Origin of the sequence: Pseudomonas sp. NPDC089569, from assembly GCF_050280625.1 — a bacterium.
Classification (GTDB): domain Bacteria; phylum Pseudomonadota; class Gammaproteobacteria; order Pseudomonadales; family Pseudomonadaceae; genus Aquipseudomonas.
In genome coordinates, this window is sequence record NZ_JBNNVQ010000028.1 from 43169 (window position 1) to 60844 (window position 17676).

Here is a 17676-nt window from a genome sequence, read left to right on the forward strand (position 1 = left end):
CGGCAACGGCCAGGCGGGTCTGCACTACTTCGCATCCCCGCCCTTGGGCTTGTAAAAACGGAACAAACCGATATCCACGGTATTGATGTACTCCTTGGCCCAATCCGGATGCACCGTGCGGTCATGGAAGTACAGTGCCCCGCCGGTGCGGTCCGGCAGTTGCTTGTTCAGCGCCTTGCGCGCGATTTCCTTGGCCATCGCGTAAGGCGCTTCTTCCTGCACCGAATCGGATTTGCCGTCGCACCACCAGGAGAACTGGCAGCTCTTGGTTTCCGAACCCTGCTTGACGATGCCGCACACCGTGTCGGGAAAACCCTCTTTGCCCAGGCGATTCATGACCACGTTGGCGACCGCCTCCATGTCGGCCGCTTCCTTGCCCTTGGCTTCCCAATAGATGGAACGGGCCAGGCAGGTGATGGCGTCATCCATCGGCGCGACACCGGCAGGGTCGACGGCCTGGACTTCGGACTGGGTAATGGCTTCGGACTTGGGCGCGGGCGCAGGTGGGGGTTTGTCTTTTTGCGCGGCCTTCTGCTCCAGCACTTCGGCCTTGTCCTCGGCGACTTTCTGCTTTTGCTCCTGTTCGTCGGCCAGGGCCGGGCCGGCAAGCAGTGTCAGGACAAGGCAGGTGATTATCCAGTGCTGGCGCATGATCGGATGACTCGGCGGGCAGTATCGGTTCAGTGTAGTAGTGAAATGATTGCATCCCGGGTGCAAGATCGCGGAAAAATGCATTGCCTTGCAGGGGGGCATTTCGCGCATGATGGGCACAGTCCGCTCAAGGAGGATTTCCATGCATTTCCTGTCATCCGCTGTGCGTCTTGCCGTTGTTTCACTGGGTCTGTCGTTCGCCGCCACGGCGCTGGCGAGCGACGAGTTGCAACTGATCGAAGCGATCAACCAGTATCGCAGCCAGGTGCAGCGTTGCGCCGGCCAGGTCTCTTCGGAGCTGCCGCCACTGGCGGCCGATCCGCGCCTTGTAATGAGCGCCGCCGGTGCCGTCAATTTGCAGCAGACGATGGCCACGGCCGGGTATCCGATGAAAAACGTGCAGGCGATCAGCCTGGGCGGGCCGCGCGATGCAGCGGCGGCGATGAAGGCGATCCAGGAAAGTTTTTGCCAGATCGTGCTGGACCCGCAATTCGTCGATGTCGGCGTCAGCCGCCAGGATAACCAGTGGCGCATCGTCGTCGCCCGGCCACTGCTGAGCGCACGCCTGGGCGACTGGCAGGCCGAAGGCCAGAAAATGCTCGCCGAACTCAATACTGAGCGTTCTCGCCCCCGCCAATGCGGCGCGCAATCCTTCGCCGCCACCACGCCACTGGCCTGGAATGCCACGCTGGCAAGCGCGGCCGAAGCCCAGTCGCGCAGCATGGCCAACAACAATTACTTCGATCACAAGGACCGCGACGGGCGCACCCCGGGCGATCGTGCGGAACTGGCCGGCTACGACTTCCAGCAGATCGGTGAAAACATCGCCGCCGGGCAGGACAGCGTGCGCAAGGTGATCGATGGCTGGCTGGCCAGCCCCGGACACTGCGCCAACCTGATGAACCCGCAATTCAAGGAACTGGGTGCGGCCTATGCAACCGATCCGAAGAGCGACGCGGGGATCTACTGGACGGTGATGTTCGGCGCCCAATAAAAAACGGGCAGCAGGCGAACACCCAAAAACCTGTAGGAGCGAGCAAGCTCGCGATGGACGACAGGGCTCCGCGGGGTATCAGGTTACCCGCGTTATCGTTGACCTCCATCGCGAGCCTGCTCGCTCCTACCGCATCCCGGCGGCGTGCATCAACAGGCGCAATGCCTCGGCCACCACCCCCAACGCCATCACACTCCCCGACCAGATCACCACCAGCCACCCGACTCGCCTATACCAAGGTGCCGGTGCCGCTTGTTGCCTATCAATGGTAGCCATCGCCAATCCTCACTTTGCCGCGGAAAACGTAGTAGCTCCACACCGTGTACATCAGGATGATCGGCAGAATGAACAGCGCGCCGATCAGAATGAACAACTGGCTGGTGGCCGGTGACGCCGCTGACCACAGGCTGATGGAGGGCGGGACGATGTTCGGCCAGATACTGAACGCCAGGCCGATGTAGCCCAGGAACACCAGCATCAGCGTGAAGGCGAACGGCCAATGGGTGTGGCGTTGGCGCAACGTCTTGAGCAGGCCGCACATCGCCAGCAGGGCCAGCACCACCAGTGCACCGAACAACGCGAGGTGCGCATGGGCAAACCAGCGTGCGGCAATCTGCGGATGCAACAGTGGCGTCCACACGCAGATCACCCCGATCACCGCCAGCAGCAACCAGGCCAGGGGCCGGGTGAACAGGCGCATCTTCGACTCCAGCATGCCTTCGGTCTTGACCAGCAACCAGGTGCTGCCGAGCAAGGCGTAAGCCACGATCAGCCCGACACCGCAGAACAGCGGAAACGGCGCCAGCCAGTCAAGCGCGCCACCGGCAAACTGCCGGTCGACCACCGGGATGCCGGCAATGTAAGTGCCGATCACCACACCCTGGGCGAACGTCGCCAAGAGCGAACCGCCAATGAACGCCATGTCCCAGACATGACGTTTTTCCGGGCTGGCCTTGAAGCGAAACTCAAAGGCCACACCGCGAAAAATCAGCCCGCACAGCATCAGGATCAACGGCAGGTACAGCGCTTCCAGAATCACCGAATAGGCCAGCGGAAACGCGCCATACAGCGCCGCGCCACCCAGCACCAGCCAGGTCTCGTTGCCGTCCCAGACCGGCGCCACCGTGTTCATCATCACATCGCGTTCCCTGGCATCCGGGATCAAGGGGAACAGAATGCCCAAGCCCAGATCGAAGCCGTCCATGATCACGTACATCATCACGCCGAAGGCGATGATCACGCCCCAGATCAGCGACAAGTCGATACCTTGAATACCCATGTCTCAACTCCCCTTCTTCAATTGACGCGGGCGTCGGTTTCGAGGACTTCGGCGTCCGCCGACAATGGCCGGCGTGGCGTGACCACTTGCGCGCCATGGTCCTGCACCGAATGACCGTGATGCGGCTGCGGCCCCTTGCGCACCAGTTTCATCATGTAGCCGATGCCCACGGTGAACACCGAGAAATAGATCACCACAAACAGTGCCAGCGAGAGGCTCAACTGCGTGACGCTGTGGTTGGAGGCGGCATTGGCCGTGCGTTGCAGGCCATACACCACCCAGGGCTGACGCCCTACTTCGGTGGTGATCCAGCCGGCCAGCATGGCGATCAGGCCGCTGGGGCCCATCCACAGCATCAGGCGCAGGAAGCCGCGATGGCGGTAGATCGCGCCGCTGCGCCGCAACACCAGGCCCAGCACTCCGGCCAGCACCATCAACATGCCCAGGCCCGCCATGACGCGAAAGCTCCAGAAAATGACCGTCGCATTGGGCCGGTCTTCCCTGGGGAAGCTCTTGAGCGCCGGGATCTGCTTGTCCAGGCTATGGGTCAGGATCAGGCTGCCCAGATAAGGAATCTCGACGGCGAAGCGGGTCTTCTCGGCCTGCATGTCGGGGACACCGAACAGCACCAGCGGCGTGGCTTCGCTGCCGTTGTTTTCCCAGTGCCCTTCAATGGCGGCAATTTTCGCCGGTTGATGCTCCAGGGTATTCAAGCCGTGAGCGTCGCCCACCACCGCCTGAATCGGGCAGACGATCAGCGCCATCCACAACGCCATCGACAGCATCTTGCGCACTTGCCGGGTGTCATTGCCGCGCAGCAAATGCCACGCTGCCGAGGCGCCGACAAAAAACGCCGTGGCCACGAACGCGGCGATCGCCATGTGCGCCAGGCGGTACGGGAACGACGGGTTGAACACAATGGCCAGCCAGTCCAGCGGCATCACGCGACCATCGACGATCTCGAAGCCCTGGGGTGTCTGCATCCAGCTGTTGGAAGCCAGGATCCAGAAGGTCGAGATCAAGGTGCCAATGGCGACCATCACCGTCGAGAAAAAGTGCAGCCCCCGCCCTACCCGGTTCCAGCCGAACAACATCACCCCGAGGAACCCGGCTTCGAGGAAAAATGCAGTGAGCACTTCATAGGTCAGCAGGGGACCGGTGATGCTGCCGGCGAAATCGGAAAAACGGCTCCAGTTGGTGCCGAACTCGTAGGCCATCACCAGACCGGAAACCACGCCCATGCCGAAATTGACGGCAAAGATCTTCGACCAGAAGTGATAGAGATCCCGGTAAGTATCGTTGCGGGTCTTGAGCCACAGCCCTTCGAGTACCGCCAGGAAACTCGCCAGCCCGATGGTGATGGCGGGAAAGATGATGTGGAACGAAACCGTGAACGCGAACTGTATCCGCGCCAGGTCCAGTGCCTGCAGATTGAACATGTCGAAATCCTCATCGTCGCTGCAAAACGGTGGCGCACGGCCGGGCCACCGTCAGGCCGTGGGGCCTGCAGCCAACACAATTCGAAAAAACTTCAGCAGGACGGCGCGCAAGCGGCGCCCTGCATTCGCTAGGCAGCCGAGGTGGAAATCAGACTGCTTGCACGGGCCGCTTCCAGCCGGATGGCGACGAATTTGGAGGTCGGCGTGAACGTGCGGTCACCGTAGCTTTCCAGCGGCACCAGCGGGTTGGTCTCCGGGTAATACGCTGCGGCCTGCCCCGCCGGGATGTCATAGGCGATCAGGGTGAAGCCGCTGACCCGACGCTCACGTTCATCGTCCCACAGCGCCACCAGATCGACCTTCTGCCCCGGCTCGAAGCCGAGCCGGCGGATGTCCTGCTCATTGGCAAACACCACGTCGCGCATGCCATAGACCCCGCGATAGCGGTCGTCGAGACCGTAGAGCGTAGTGTTGTACTGATCGTGGGAACGCATGGTCTGCAGGATCAGATGCGGTTTGACCGGCAGATTGCGCACGCCTTCGCTGATCAGGTGTGCAGGCAACACGCTCGGGGTGAATTGCGCCTTGCCGCTCGCGGTTTTCCAGATGCGCTCGGCCGCATTGTTGCCCATGTAGAAACCACCGGGATGCAACAACTTGCGATTGAAGTCCTCGAAGCCTGGAATGGTCTCGGCGATCAGGTCGCGGATACGGCTGTAGTCACCGACGGCCCAATTCCAGTCGATCGGATGATTGCCCAGTGTCGCGGCGACGATCCCGGCAATGATCGCGGGTTCGGAGCGCAGGTGTTTGGACTTGGGTTTCAGTTGGCCATGGGAAATGTGGATCATGCTGAAGGTGTCTTCCACGGTGACGCCCTGTGGTCCTTCGGCCTGGATATCGATGTCGGTACGGCCCAGGCACGGCAGAATCAGCGCCTCCCGACCGGTCACCAGATGGCTGCGATTGAGCTTGGTGGCGATGTGCACGGTCAGCTCGCAATTGCGCAGCGCGGCGTGGGTGCGCGGGGTGTCGGGAGTGGCCTGGGCGAAGTTGCCGCCCAGGCCGATGAACACCTTGGCCCGCCCCTGCTCCATGGCCGAGATCGCCATCACCGTGTTGTGGCCATGCTCCCGTGGCGGCTTGAAGGAAAAACGCTCTTCCAGCGCATCGAGCAGCTCGGTGGGCGCCAGTTCATTGATGCCCATGGTGCGGTCGCCCTGCACGTTGCTGTGGCCGCGCACCGGGGACAGACCGGCGCCGGGGCGACCGACGTTGCCGCGCAACAACATCAGGTTGATGACTTCCTGCAGTGTCGGCACCGAATGCGTGTGCTGGGTCAGGCCCATCGCCCAGCACATGATGACGCGTTCGGCCCGGGCATACATGCGCGCAGCCAGCTCGATATCGGCCAGGGACATGCCCGACTGCTGCTCGATGTGTGACCACGCGGTGCCATCGACCTCGGCCAGATAGGCGTCCAGGCCCGAGGTGTGCTCGGCGATGAACGCGTGGTCGAACACCGGCTCGCCACCCGTGGCCTGGGCTTCGCGCTCCCACTGCAAGAGGAACTTGGCCATGCCGCGCATGATCGCCATGTCGCCGCCCAGCGCCGGGCGGAAGTACGCGGTGTTGGTCGGTTCAGAACCGTTGAGCAGCATTTCGATCGGGTGCTGCGGATGCTGGAAACGCTCCAGGCCACGCTCCTTGAGCGGGTTGATGCAGATCACCTGGGCCCCGCGCTTGACCGCTTCGCGCAGCGGTTCGAGCATCCGCGGATGGTTGGTGCCGGGGTTCTGGCCGATCACGAAAATCGCGTCGGCATGTTCCAGATCGTCAAACACCACGGTGCCCTTGCCCACGCCCAGGCTTTCGATCATGGCGACCGCACTGGCCTCGTGGCACATGTTGGAGCAATCGGGAAAGTTGTTGGTGCCATAGGCGCGAACGAACAGCTGATAGAGAAACGCCGCCTCGTTGCTGGCCCGGCCCGAGGTGTAGAACTCGGCCTGGTTCGGCGACTCCAGGGCATTGAGATGCCGGGCGATCAGGGCGAACGCTTCATCCCAGGTGGTCTCGACATAACGATCGGTGGCTGCGTCGTAGCGCATCGGATGCGTCAACCGCCCCTGATACTCCAGCCAGTAGTCGCTTTGTTCGGCCAGGGTCGAGACGCTGTACTTGTTGAAGAAGGCCGGGTTGACCAAGCGCCCGGTCGCCTCCCAGTTCACCGCCTTGGCGCCGTTTTCGCAGAACTTGACCATGCCGTTTTCCGGCGACTCGCCCCAGGCGCAACCGGGGCAGTCGAAGCCGCCGTTCTGGTTGGTCTTGAGCATCATGCGAATGTTCTTCAGGGCATTTTCGCTGCCCAGCCAGTTCTTGGTGACGGCGATGAGCGCGCCCCAACCGGCGGCGGCACCTTTGTAGGGTTTGTAACGGTCGACTTGAGACATGCTGCTTCTCCGACAATGCACACAGGCTTCGACCCGATCGGGGTCGTTGATCAAACTGCGAGAGAAGGATATGAATCGGGTTTGAATATTGTCTAATCGCTATTAATGACCGCATTATCGAAACGATCTATCACGGATATTTTTATAACAACATCAAATAGTTACGAAACTAAAAAACAAACTTTCGAATAAAAGAAGTTCATCATAGAGCCTGTCGATCAACCGGTTATTAATAGTGATTGGACGCCCCTTGAAGTTGCTCTTAGCCTGCGCTCAACAAATCCGTTAATCGCGCACTATCCATGAGTTGCGTGCACTGCCAAGTGAGGACGTCATGTCGGAACGAGTCTTGATCGATGGGTTCGCAAGGCGCGTGGACTATCTGCGCATGTCGGTCACCGATCGCTGCGATTTTCGTTGCGTGTATTGCATGGCCGAAGACATGCAATTCCTGCCGCGCCAACGGGTGCTGACCCTGGAAGAGATCTACCAGGTGGCGCAACGCTTCGTCGCGCTGGGTACCCGCAAAATCCGCCTGACCGGGGGCGAGCCACTGATTCGTCCAGGCGTGGTGCAACTGTGCGGCAAGATCGCCGCCCTGCCCGGCCTGCGCGAATTGTGCCTGACCACCAACGGCTCGCAGTTGGCCAGGCTTGCCGTTCCCCTGTTCGAGGCCGGAGTCAAGCGCCTCAATATCAGCCTCGATTGCCTGGACCCGCAGCGTTTTCGTGAGCTGACCCGCACCGGCGATCTGGCACAGGTCATCAAGGGCATCGATGCCGCCGGCAAGGCGGGTTTTCGCAATACCAAACTCAACTGCGTGGTGATGAAGGGCCGCAATGATCACGAAATCAACGACCTGGTGAGCTTCGCCATCGACCGCAACCTCGACATTTCCTTCATCGAGGAGATGCCGCTGGGCAGCATCAGTGAACACAGCCGCGCAGAGTCGTTCTTTTCCAGCGCACAGGTTCGTGAGCGCATTGCCCAACGCTACACCTTGATGGACTCCGCCGAGTCGACCCAGGGCCCTTCGCGCTACTGGCGCCTGGCCGAGGCACCGCATATTCGCCTGGGGTTCATTTCGCCCCACAGCCACAATTTCTGCGGCACCTGCAATCGGGTGCGGCTGACTGTGGAAGGTCGTCTGTTGTTGTGCCTGGGCAACGAACACAGCGCCGATCTCAAGGCCGTATTGCGCAGCCATCCCGGACAGCCTGAACGCCTTGAGAGCGCTATTATCGAAGCGATGAAGCTCAAGCCTTATCGGCACAACTTTGAAGTGAACGATGATGTGCAGGTCGTGCGCTTCATGAACATGACAGGCGGCTGAAACCATGATCGTCAGACCCAAGCCCAATCTGATCGGCGTCCTGACGTCGCTCAAGGGTTCGATTGCCAAGCGCATCGCCTGGCGCAGCCTGATGGTGACGCTGCTGGCCTCGGCCATCGTCTTCGTCGAAACCTGGCATTCGAGTTACTTCTCCAAGGTCAGCGCCACGCCCTTCACACTGCTGGGCCTGTCGCTGTCGATCTTCATGAGCTTTCGCAACAACGCCTGTTATGACCGCTGGTATGAAGCGCGCAAGGCGTGGGGCGACCTGCTGGTGGAAATCCGCTCACTGGCGCGGGAAACCCAGGTCATCAAGGACAACAATGAACGCCACCGCCTGCTCGGCAACCTGTGTGGTTTCGCCCACGCGCTCAATGCCCGGCTGCGCAAGGACAATGAACTGGCCGCCAGCGGGCCCTGGCTCGACCCGGTGCCCAGGAACAACGCCGGAGACCTCTGCGGGCGCATACTGATGCAGGTGGGCCAGCAGTGCTCGGCACTGGCCGAATCCGGCGCGATCAATGAATGGCGCTTCACGCTCATGGCCAATCACCTGACCCGCATGACCCAGGTGCAAGCCATTTGCGAGCGGATCAAAAACACGCCGTTGCCGTTTCCCTACACCCTGCTGCTGCACCGGACCATCTACCTGTTCTGCATTCTGCTGCCGTTTGCCATGGCCGAACCCCTGGGCTGGCTGACACCCATTTTCACGGCCATTGTCAGCTACACCTTTTTCGGTCTGGACGCGATTGCCGATGAGCTGGAAGACCCGTTCGGCCGTGGTGAAAACCAGCTGCCCACCGATGCGCTGGTGCGCATCATCGAGCGCGATGTCCTGGCGGCACTGGGCGCGACCGAACTGCCGCCACTGCTGGAGCCGGTGGATTTCGTGCTGACTTGATCGACCGCCTCGCGAGCAGGCTCGCTCCCACAAGGGATCTGCACTTGTGGGAGCGAGCCTGCTCGCGAAAAGGGCATCAAGTCATGACACCCTGTTGAAGCCCTCCCACTTAGCCGCGTGACCCGCAGGCCTGCACGGACTTGAGGTGCGGGACGAAATTGCACGGGCGATGCCGCGCGTCCAGTTGCTCGGCAAGAATGCCTTCCCAGGCCGTGCGGCAGGCACCGGTGGAGCCGGGCAGGCAGCACACCAACGTGCCATTGGCCAACCCGGCCAGCGCCCGGCTCTGCACGGTCGAGGTGCCGATGTCGAGGATGGAGATTGCCCGGAACAACTCGCCGAAACCCTCGATCTGTTTGTCCAGCAAGCAAGCCACCGCTTCGGGTGTGCTGTCGCGCCCGGTGAAGCCGGTGCCGCCGGTGATCAGGACGACCTGGATGTTGTCATCGGCAATCCAGGTCGCCACCTGCGCGCGGATCCTGTACAGATCATCCTTGAGCAAATTGCGCTCGCTGAGCGTATGACCCGCCTCCAGCAGACGACTGACCAGCAACTGGCCGGACGTGTCGTTGGCATATTCACGGGTATCACTCACCGTCAGCACGGCAATATTCAACGGTATAAACAATGCATCCGGTTTAACACTCATGGGACTCTCCGGCAGGTATCGATTAACTAACTTCCAGAGACTAAGACTGCCGAACAAGTGCTGTCTAATCACTCTAATCGACCGCACTATCGAGCCTGTCTATTACCTTCTCCAGTTAAAAAACATTCATTGATAGAGACCATCGATAACCTCTTAAACAGCAACGATTGGACGATATCCAAAGACAATGGGATCTTTCCCCGCACCTTGCCCGACTTGTGTCCTGGGCACCCGCGACAATACTTATCTCTTCTTCCCTTCCAGCAGCAGGTGCCGTCATGGACATCAAACAACTCAAGTTCCTGATCGCCCTGGAGCAGACCCGCCATTTCGGCCAGGCCGCCGCGCGCTGCCACATCACCCAGCCGACCCTGTCGATGCGCCTGCGCAACCTGGAGGATGAACTGGACCTCGAACTGGTCACCCGCGGCCAGCGTTTCGAAGGATTCACCCAGGCCGGCGAACGGGTATTGGCCTGGGCCAAGACCCTGCTGGCGGCCCACGACGGATTGTTCGCCGAAGCCGCAGCGTGCCGCGGCCAACTGGTGGGTAACCTGCGCCTGGGCCTGGTGCCGCTGAGCAGCTTCAACCCCGTCAGTTACATCAAGGGCCTGTCCCACAGCTTTCCCGAACTCAAGTTCAGCCTGTCTTCCTTGAGTTCCGACCAGATCATCGAGAGCCTGGGCAACAATCAACTGGACCTCGGCGTGTGCTACCTCGATCACGTCAATCCCAACTACTTCGAGTTTTTCGAGATCGGCGAGACCCGCGTCGGCCTGCTGTACGACACCCGCCACTTCCATTTCGACAGCCCCCAGATGAGCTGGGAAGATGCCGCCGAACTGCCCCTGGGCATGCTCAGCAACGGCATGCACTACCGCAAGTCCATCGACCTGAGCTTCCGCAGCCGGGGGCTCAACCCGCAGCCGATCATGGAAAGCGATTCGACTTACCAGCTGCTGCAGGCCATTCACGAAGGCTTCTGCTGCGCCGTCATGCCGCTGGACAGCGGACTGGAAGAGCCTATCGAGCACCTGTCGTTCATCGAACTGCCCGATGCCAGCGTGCTCGCGCCTCTGGGCCTGGTGATGCGCAAGACCGAACCGCGCTCGGCGATTGCCGAGAAGTGTTTCGCCGAAGCCAAACAGTTATTTGCTCAAAAGCACTGATCCTTCATTAAACAAATATAAGTAGAGATCACTTTGACAGAGCGATAGACATCACCAATCAGTGCATCGGAACAAGCGATTGGACGCACTAACAAGTTGCCCGTAGCCTGAACTCAATTCAGCGTTCCGAGGTACTTTTCATGGTGTGTCCAGTTGAACAATCCATTGATGAGAGTGAAACAAACGCCCCGGCACCGATGCCACTGAACGTTAACTTTCGCGAGTACGAAAACGGCCTGCCCCTCTCGCATGCCGCACTGGCGGCGGAGATTGCCCTGGCGATCACCTACAACGGCCTGAGCCAGGCGGTGATGATGGTCTCGCCGGGCAACCTCGAAGACTTCATCCGGGGGTTCAGCGTCAGCAACGACATCGTCAAGGATCAGAGTGAAATCCACGATGTGCGCCTGAGCCATTTTGATCAGGCCGTCCAGGCCGATGTGCAGATTTCCAACCGGGCGTTCTGGGCCCTGAAAAATCATCGTCGACAAATGGCCGGCACCAGCGGGTGCGGTTTGTGCGGTGTACAAGCCCTGGAGCAGGCCCTGCCGAAACTGCAGATTCTGGAACCCGTCGCACTGCCCCCGGCGCAACAGTTCAGCGGCATTCGCGAGCGCATCGAACAGGCCCAGCAAATGGCCCGCAGCAGCGGTGCGCTGCATGCGGCACTGTACTTCGACGCACACGGCAACGCGCTGATCTGCCGTGAGGACATCGGTCGCCACAACGCGCTGGACAAGTTGATCGGCGCCCTGCAGCAGGCCGGCATCGACACTCGCGTGGGCTTCACCGTGGTCACCAGCCGTTGCAGCCTGGAACTCATTCACAAGGCGGTCAGGGCCAGGCTCGGCACGCTGGTCAGCCTGTCGGCCCCGACCGCACTGACCGTGCAGTGGGCCATCCGGCATCGCCTCAACCTGATCCATGTGCCCCATCGCAACGCACCGCGCATTTACAGCCCGGCATGATGCCTCCAGACGATCAACCGCGCTGACCGGCGCAGGAGTAACCCGTGACAACCCCTTCCGATACACAGCCCGGTGGCTTGACCCACCTCGACAGCCAGGGCCACGCCAACATGGTCGATGTCAGCGACAAGCAATCGACCCAACGCGAAGCCAGGGCCCAGGCCTGGGTACGCATGCGCCCACAGACACTGGCGCTGATCCAGAGCGACGGCCACCCCAAGGGCGATGTGTTTGCCGTGGCGCGCATCGCCGGGATCATGGCGGCGAAGAAAACCAGTGAGCTGATCCCGCTGTGCCACACGCTGCTGCTCAGTTCGATCCGCGTCGAGCTCAAGGCCTGCCCGCCGGACAGCGTGAAAATCGTCGGCACCTGCAGGGTCGAGGGCCAGACCGGTGTCGAGCTGGAAGCCTTGACCGCCGTCAGCGTGGCCGCCCTGACCCTGTACGACATGTGCAAGGCAGTGGACCGTGGCATGGTCATCGACGATATCCGCCTGCTCGCCAAACAAGGGGGTCGCTCAGGCCAATTCATTTACGAGGACGCGCAATGATACTGATCAACTACTTCGCCCGTTATCGAGAACAACTGGACCTTGGGGGTGAAAAGCTGCCCCTGACGACAGGCCTCAAGACCATCGAGGACGTGCGCCGATTGCTGATGGCTCGCGGTGAGGTGTGGCACGACGTGCTCGGGGAACGCAACCTGATGTGCGCACTCAACCAGCAATTGTGCCAACCGGACCAGGCGATAGAAGACTTCGATGAGATCGCCTTTTTCCCACCGGTCACCGGGGGCTGAAACATGAGCGTCAGCGTCCAGTACAAAAGGTTCGACACCGCTCGCCTGATCGACAGCCTGCGCGCCAACGACCCTGGTGTCGGAGCCGTGGTCAACTTCGTGGGCTACGTGCGTGACATCAATGCCGGCCAGGACGTGGCCGGCCTGTTTCTGGAGCACTACCCCGGCATGACCGAACGCGCCCTGCACAGGATCATCGACGATGCCAAGGCCCGTTGGCCATTGAAGGCGGTCACGGTGGTGCATCGCATCGGCCAATTGTCGATCAGCGAGCCCATCGTGTTTGTCGGCGTCAGCAGCCAGCACCGCCATGCCGCTTTCGATGCCTGCGCGTTCATCATGGACTACCTGAAAACCGACGCCCCGTTCTGGAAGCGCGAAGACCTGAGCAATGGCTCGCGCTGGGTCGATGCCCGCGACAGCGACCGATCCGCCATCAAGCGCTGGGAAGTGACACCGCCATAACCGACTATCCAAACCGCTGCATCATGGCTACTGTTTCAGGCTCACGGCGCTTCTGCACAAGGACCCACGCTTGAGCCTCACACCTGCCGATCAGCCATTGTCCAAACCCGCCCCTGTCAGCCTGCGGCAAGCCTTCATTTTCTGGCTCAGGCTCGGCTTCATCAGTTTTGGCGGCCCGGCCGGGCAGATCTCGATCATGCATCAGGAACTGGTCGAGCGCCGTCGCTGGATCTCCGAGCGACGCTTTCTGCATGCGTTGAACTACTGCATGTTGCTGCCCGGTCCCGAGGCCCAGCAGCTGGCGACGTACCTTGGCTGGCTGATGCACCGCACCTGGGGTGGCGTGATCGCCGGCGCGCTGTTTGTGTTGCCGTCGCTGTTGATTCTGATCGCCCTGTCCTGGGTGTACATCGCCTTCGGTGACGTGCCGGTGGTGACCGGCCTGTTCTATGGCATCAAGCCTGCGGTCACCGCCATCGTCGTCCAGGCCGCGCATCGAATCGGTTCCCGGACGCTGAAAAACGCCTGGTTGTGGGGCATTGCCGCCGCGTCTTTCGTGGCCATTTTCGTCCTGAACGTGCCGTTTCCGCTGATCGTGCTGGGCGCGGCCGTCATCGGTTACGCCGGCGGGCGCCTGGCACCGGAAAGCTTCCGGACCGGTGGCCACGGTGCTGCGCAAAAATCCTTTGGCCCCGCCCTGATCGACGACGACACGCCGCCCCCCGCACACGCCCGCTTCAAAACCGGGAAACTGCTGCGTCTGCTGTTCATCGGCGCACTGTTGTGGACACTGCCGATGGCCACGCTCACTGCCCTGTTCGGCTGGGAAGGCACGCTGACGCAGATGGGCTGGTTCTTCACCAAGGCCGCGTTGCTGACATTCGGCGGTGCTTACGCCGTGCTGCCCTATGTGTATCAAGGCGCGGTCGGCCACTATGGCTGGCTGACGCCGACGCAAATGATCGATGGCCTGGCGCTGGGTGAAACCACCCCCGGCCCGCTGATCATGATCGTCGCCTTCGTCGGCTTCATCGGCGCCTATGTCCATCCGGTGTTCGGCCCGGAGCAGGCATTTGTTGCCGGTGCGGTCGCGGCGATGCTGGTGACCTGGTTCACCTTCCTGCCTTCGTTCCTGTTCATCCTCGCGGGCGGACCGTTGGTGGAATCGACACACAACGAACTGACCTTCACCGCACCGCTGACGGCGATTACTGCGGCCGTGGTCGGCGTGATTCTCAATCTGGCGTGCTTCTTCGCTTACCACGTACTCTGGCCCAAGGGCTTGGGCGCGCAACTGGATTGGCCTTCATTGCTGATCGCCATCGCAGCCGCCATCGCCCTGCTCCGGTTCAAGCGCACGGTGATCGAGGTGCTGATCGGCTGCGCACTGGCGGGACTGAGCATTTATCTGATGCGCTAAAACACGGTTACTTTGTTGCGCATTTATTGTTTTTATGTGGGTATTTTTTGCGCATTACGCAAATCATGTCGTTTTTAGATATTTACTTGCGTAACGTTCACCCCTTAGTATCCAGTCACTCCCGGATGGCAGTTCGACTGCCTCCGACGATTTTCCCTGCTGGAAAGACGAGTCATGCGTACTTCACCGTCAGAGCACCCCTTGCTGGAAGTCTCGACACTGGCCACCTCGCTGTTGGCCATGGACGGTATTGGCGCATGAAACGCATCGTCAACCTGCCCATGGCCCTGCGCCGCTCAAAACTGCGTCACTCCGCACGTCCGCCGGATAGCCTCCTGCTCGGCTGATTCTTTCTCCGAGCCCTCTCTTTTTCGCTATCGCTGCCACAACGCACCGGATCTTCGTCCGTCGTCGTTTCGTGGCCTGAATCCGCGCGTCCACGGGACGCCAACGTGAGTGACGAACAATGAAATTCGCAGCCCTTGAAGATGCCCAACGCTTTTTGGCCAACAACCCTGATATCGACATGATCGAGCTGTTCATTCTCGATGCCAACGGCGTGCCGCGCGGCAAGCTGTTGCACCGCGAAGAACTGCTGGCGGTATATGAAAGCGGCCGCCCGCTGCCCAGCACCATTCTCGGCCTGACCGTGCAGGGCGAGGACGTCGAGAACTCCGGCCTGGTGTGGGATGTGGGCGATATCGATTGCCGCGCCTATCCGCTTGAAGGCAGCCTGGTGCGCCTGCCGTGGCGGCAGATTCCAACGGCGGCGGTACAGGTCAGCATGCACCCGCAGGAAGGCATGCCGGCGAGCATCGCCGATCCGCGCCACTTGCTGATCAAGGTGATCGACCGTCTGAAAGCCGAGGGTTACTACCCAGTGATGGCCTGTGAACTGGAGTTCTACCTGCTCGATGCCAAGCGCGATCACAACGGCCGACCACAACCGGCACTGGACGCCGATGGTGGCCGACCGCGCCACACCCAGGTCTACGGCCTGCGCGAACTGGAGCAGATCGAACCCTTCCTCGCCGACCTCTATGCGGCCTGCAAACTGCACGACATTCCGGCACGCACGGCGATTTCCGAGTACGCCCCGGGGCAAGTGGAAATCACCCTGGAACACGGTGATGCCCTGCTCGCGATGGACCAGGCGGTGCGCTACAAGCGCCTGGTGAAAGCCATCGCCCACAAGCACGGCATGCGCGCCACCTTCATGGCCAAGCCCTTCGATGACCTGGCGGGCACCGGCATGCACATGCATGTGAGCATCGCCGATGCCGAAGGCCGCAATCTGTTTGCATCCGAAGATCCGGCCGGAACCCCACTGCTGCGCACCGCTGTCGGCGGCATGCTGGCCTCGCTGCTCGACTCGCTGCTGCTGTTCTGCCCCAACGCCAACTCCTACCGGCGTTTCCAGGCCAACAGCTATGCACCGCTGGCGCCGACCTGGGGCGTCGACAACCGCACGGTCAGCCTGCGCGTGCCGGGCGGTCCGGCCAACAGCCGCCACATCGAACACCGTATCTGCGGCGCGGATGCCAACCCGTACCTGGCGGCTGCGGCGATCCTGGCCGGCATTCATCGCGGCATCAGCGAAGACCTCGATCCCGGCGAACCGGTCGAAGGCAACGGCTACGCACAAGCCAAGCAGTTGCTGCCCACCGACTGGCTGACCTCGCTGACGGCACTGGAAAACTCCAGTTGGGCACGGGATGCACTGGGGCAGGAATTCCTCGGGGTTTATCTGGCGGTCAAACGTGCCGAATACCGGCAGTTCATGGCCGAAGTGGGCGAGCAGGACTGGCGCTGGTACCTGACCGAAGCCTGAGCCGTTTCGCCATTCAACACCAATCCCTGTAGGAGCGAGCCTGCTCGCGATGGACTGAAGAACGCCGCTGGGTGTCAGACAGCCAGCGTAACCGTTGACGTCCATCGCGAGCATGCTCGCTCCTACAGAGGGTGCATCGAATCACTCCCAGATTTCCCCGGACATTGTCATGACTCAACAACGCTGCAATTCCTATTACACCGCCACCCTCAACCAGGAAACCGACTACCCGACCCTGCAAGGTCGGCACAAGGTTGACGTGGTCATCATCGGCGGCGGTTTCACCGGCGTCGCCACCGCCGTCGAGCTGGCTGAAAAAGGCCTGAAGGTCGCGATTGTCGAAAGCCACAAGATCGGCTGGGGCGCCACCGGGCGCAACGGCGGCCAGGTCACCGGCAGCCTTTCGGGCGACGAAGCGATGCGCAAGCAGATGCGCCGCACCCTCGGCGATGAGGTCGATAACTTTGGTGTCTTTATTGATCAGGACGCTCATTATTTGCCCTCCGCAGCTTTAACGACTTGTTGAGCAGCGTCGGTCAGGCTGGTAGCAGCGATGATGTTCAAACCGCTTTCTGCCAGTACTTTAGCGCCCAGCTCAGCGTTGTTGCCTTCAAGGCGAACAACAACCGGGATTTTCACGACGACTTCTTTCACTGCGCCGATGATGCCTTCGGCAATCATGTCGCAACGAACGATGCCGCCGAAGATGTTGACCAGTACTGCAGCGACGTTGGTGTCGGACAGGATGATCTTGAAGGCTTCGGTAACGCGTTCTTTGGTAGCACCGCCGCCCACGTCAAGGAAGTTGGCTGGCTTGCCGCCGTGCAGGTTGACGATGTCCATGGTACCCATGGCCAGACCGGCACCGTTGACCATGCAACCGATGTTGCCTTCCAGCGCCACGTAGTTCAGTTCGAACTTGCCAGCGTGCGCTTCGCGCGGATCGTCTTGCGACGGATCGTGGAAAGTCTTCAGCTTTGGCTGACGGTACATGGCGTTGGCGTCGATGTTGATCTTGGCGTCCAGGCAGTGCAGATCGCCGTCAGCCTTGATCACCAGCGGGTTCACTTCCAGCAGGGCCAGATCGTGATCCTGGAACAGTTTGGCCAGACCTACGAAGATCTTGGCGAACTGGGCAACTTGCTTGCCTTCCAGACCCAACTGGAATGCCAGCTCGCGACCCTGGAATGGCTGAGCGCCAACCAGTGGATCGATAGTGGCTTTCAGAATTTTTTCTGGAGTGTCGTGAGCTCGCATGTTGCAGCCAGGCTTTGACCGTGGGCATCTTTTCCAGGGTGTGGGGGTTGAGCACCGCACGCATC

Annotated in this window: 16 protein-coding genes and 2 pseudogenes; 11 read left to right on the top strand and 7 right to left on the bottom strand. The window is 61.0% G+C overall.

Going from position 1 to position 17676, the window contains the following annotated elements; genetic code table 11:
• Nucleotides 1-24 precede the first annotated feature (24 nt).
• The gene (locus ACQKP2_RS14080; RefSeq protein WP_427577238.1) at nt 25-651 is read right to left on the bottom strand and encodes a cell wall hydrolase; all 627 of its coding nucleotides are present in this window, start codon (nt 649-651) and stop codon (nt 25-27) included.
• Nucleotides 652-793: 142 nt separating this feature from the next.
• On the opposite strand from ACQKP2_RS14080, the gene ACQKP2_RS14085 reads away from it, so the two are divergent.
• Nucleotides 794-1645, top strand: coding sequence for a CAP domain-containing protein (locus tag ACQKP2_RS14085; protein ID WP_427577239.1), 852 nt, complete (start codon nt 794-796; stop codon nt 1643-1645).
• A 126-nt stretch (nt 1646-1771) separates the two neighbouring features.
• On the opposite strand, the gene ACQKP2_RS14090 is transcribed toward ACQKP2_RS14085, so the two are convergent.
• From ACQKP2_RS14090 to ACQKP2_RS14105, 4 genes are all read right to left on the bottom strand, one after another.
• A complete protein-coding gene (locus ACQKP2_RS14090; RefSeq protein WP_427577240.1) occupies nt 1772-1921 on the bottom strand; it encodes a DUF2474 domain-containing protein in 150 nt (49 codons plus the stop codon).
• Complete coding sequence (gene cydB, locus ACQKP2_RS14095) at nt 1908-2924, bottom strand: cytochrome d ubiquinol oxidase subunit II (RefSeq protein WP_427577241.1); 1017 nt, start codon at nt 2922-2924, stop codon at nt 1908-1910. Before cydB ends, ACQKP2_RS14090 begins: the two co-directional genes overlap by 14 nt.
• A gap of 17 nt (nt 2925-2941) precedes the next feature.
• The gene (locus ACQKP2_RS14100; protein ID WP_427577243.1) at nt 2942-4363 is read right to left on the bottom strand and encodes a cytochrome ubiquinol oxidase subunit I; all 1422 of its coding nucleotides are present in this window, start codon (nt 4361-4363) and stop codon (nt 2942-2944) included.
• 128 nt (nt 4364-4491) lie between these two features.
• Nucleotides 4492-6816, bottom strand: coding sequence for an FdhF/YdeP family oxidoreductase (locus tag ACQKP2_RS14105; protein WP_427577245.1), 2325 nt, complete (start codon nt 6814-6816; stop codon nt 4492-4494).
• Nucleotides 6817-7150: 334 nt separating this feature from the next.
• Here ACQKP2_RS14105 and moaA point away from each other — a divergent pair, with 334 nt between their 5' ends.
• Nucleotides 7151-8149 carry a GTP 3',8-cyclase MoaA gene (gene moaA / locus ACQKP2_RS14110; protein ID WP_427577247.1) on the top strand — a complete coding sequence of 333 codons (999 nt, stop codon included), beginning with the start codon at nt 7151-7153 and terminating at the stop codon, nt 8147-8149.
• Nucleotides 8150-8153: 4 nt separating this feature from the next.
• Entirely contained in the window at nt 8154-9053 is a 900-nt protein-coding gene (locus ACQKP2_RS14115) for a bestrophin family protein (RefSeq protein ID WP_427577248.1), read from the top strand.
• A 109-nt stretch (nt 9054-9162) separates the two neighbouring features.
• On the opposite strand, the gene moaB is transcribed toward ACQKP2_RS14115, so the two are convergent.
• Nucleotides 9163-9702 (bottom strand): molybdenum cofactor biosynthesis protein B, encoded by a 540-nt coding sequence (gene moaB, locus ACQKP2_RS14120; RefSeq protein WP_427577250.1) that lies wholly within the window; start codon nt 9700-9702, stop codon nt 9163-9165.
• 278 nt (nt 9703-9980) lie between these two features.
• On the opposite strand from moaB, the gene ACQKP2_RS14125 reads away from it, so the two are divergent.
• From ACQKP2_RS14125 to ACQKP2_RS14160, 8 genes and pseudogenes are all read left to right on the top strand, one after another.
• A complete protein-coding gene (locus tag ACQKP2_RS14125; protein ID WP_427577252.1) occupies nt 9981-10871 on the top strand; it encodes a LysR family transcriptional regulator in 891 nt (296 codons plus the stop codon).
• Between the two features lie 140 nt (nt 10872-11011).
• The gene (gene fdhD / locus ACQKP2_RS14130; RefSeq protein ID WP_427577254.1) at nt 11012-11839 is read left to right on the top strand and encodes a formate dehydrogenase accessory sulfurtransferase FdhD; all 828 of its coding nucleotides are present in this window, start codon (nt 11012-11014) and stop codon (nt 11837-11839) included.
• A gap of 44 nt (nt 11840-11883) precedes the next feature.
• Complete coding sequence (gene moaC / locus ACQKP2_RS14135; protein WP_427577255.1) at nt 11884-12390, top strand: cyclic pyranopterin monophosphate synthase MoaC; 507 nt, start codon at nt 11884-11886, stop codon at nt 12388-12390.
• Nucleotides 12387-12638 (top strand): MoaD/ThiS family protein, encoded by a 252-nt coding sequence (locus ACQKP2_RS14140; protein WP_427577256.1) that lies wholly within the window; start codon nt 12387-12389, stop codon nt 12636-12638. Before moaC ends, ACQKP2_RS14140 begins: the two co-directional genes overlap by 4 nt.
• A gap of 3 nt (nt 12639-12641) precedes the next feature.
• Entirely contained in the window at nt 12642-13103 is a 462-nt protein-coding gene (gene moaE, locus ACQKP2_RS14145; protein WP_427577258.1) for a molybdopterin synthase catalytic subunit MoaE, read from the top strand.
• Nucleotides 13104-13173: 70 nt separating this feature from the next.
• A complete protein-coding gene (gene chrA / locus ACQKP2_RS14150) occupies nt 13174-14523 on the top strand; it encodes a chromate efflux transporter (protein ID WP_427577259.1) in 1350 nt (449 codons plus the stop codon).
• A gap of 466 nt (nt 14524-14989) precedes the next feature.
• On the top strand, nt 14990-16354 hold the full coding sequence (locus tag ACQKP2_RS14155) for a glutamine synthetase family protein (protein ID WP_427577260.1): 1365 nt from the start codon (nt 14990-14992) through the stop codon (nt 16352-16354).
• A gap of 169 nt (nt 16355-16523) precedes the next feature.
• Nucleotides 16524-16820 (top strand): annotated as a pseudogene (locus ACQKP2_RS14160) (NAD(P)/FAD-dependent oxidoreductase); the annotation flags it as partial.
• A 26-nt stretch (nt 16821-16846) separates the two neighbouring features.
• On the opposite strand, the pseudogene sucC reads toward ACQKP2_RS14160, so the two are convergent.
• A pseudogene (gene sucC, locus ACQKP2_RS14165) lies at nt 16847-17605 on the bottom strand (ADP-forming succinate--CoA ligase subunit beta); the annotation flags it as partial.
• Between the last annotated feature and the right edge of the window lie 71 nt (nt 17606-17676).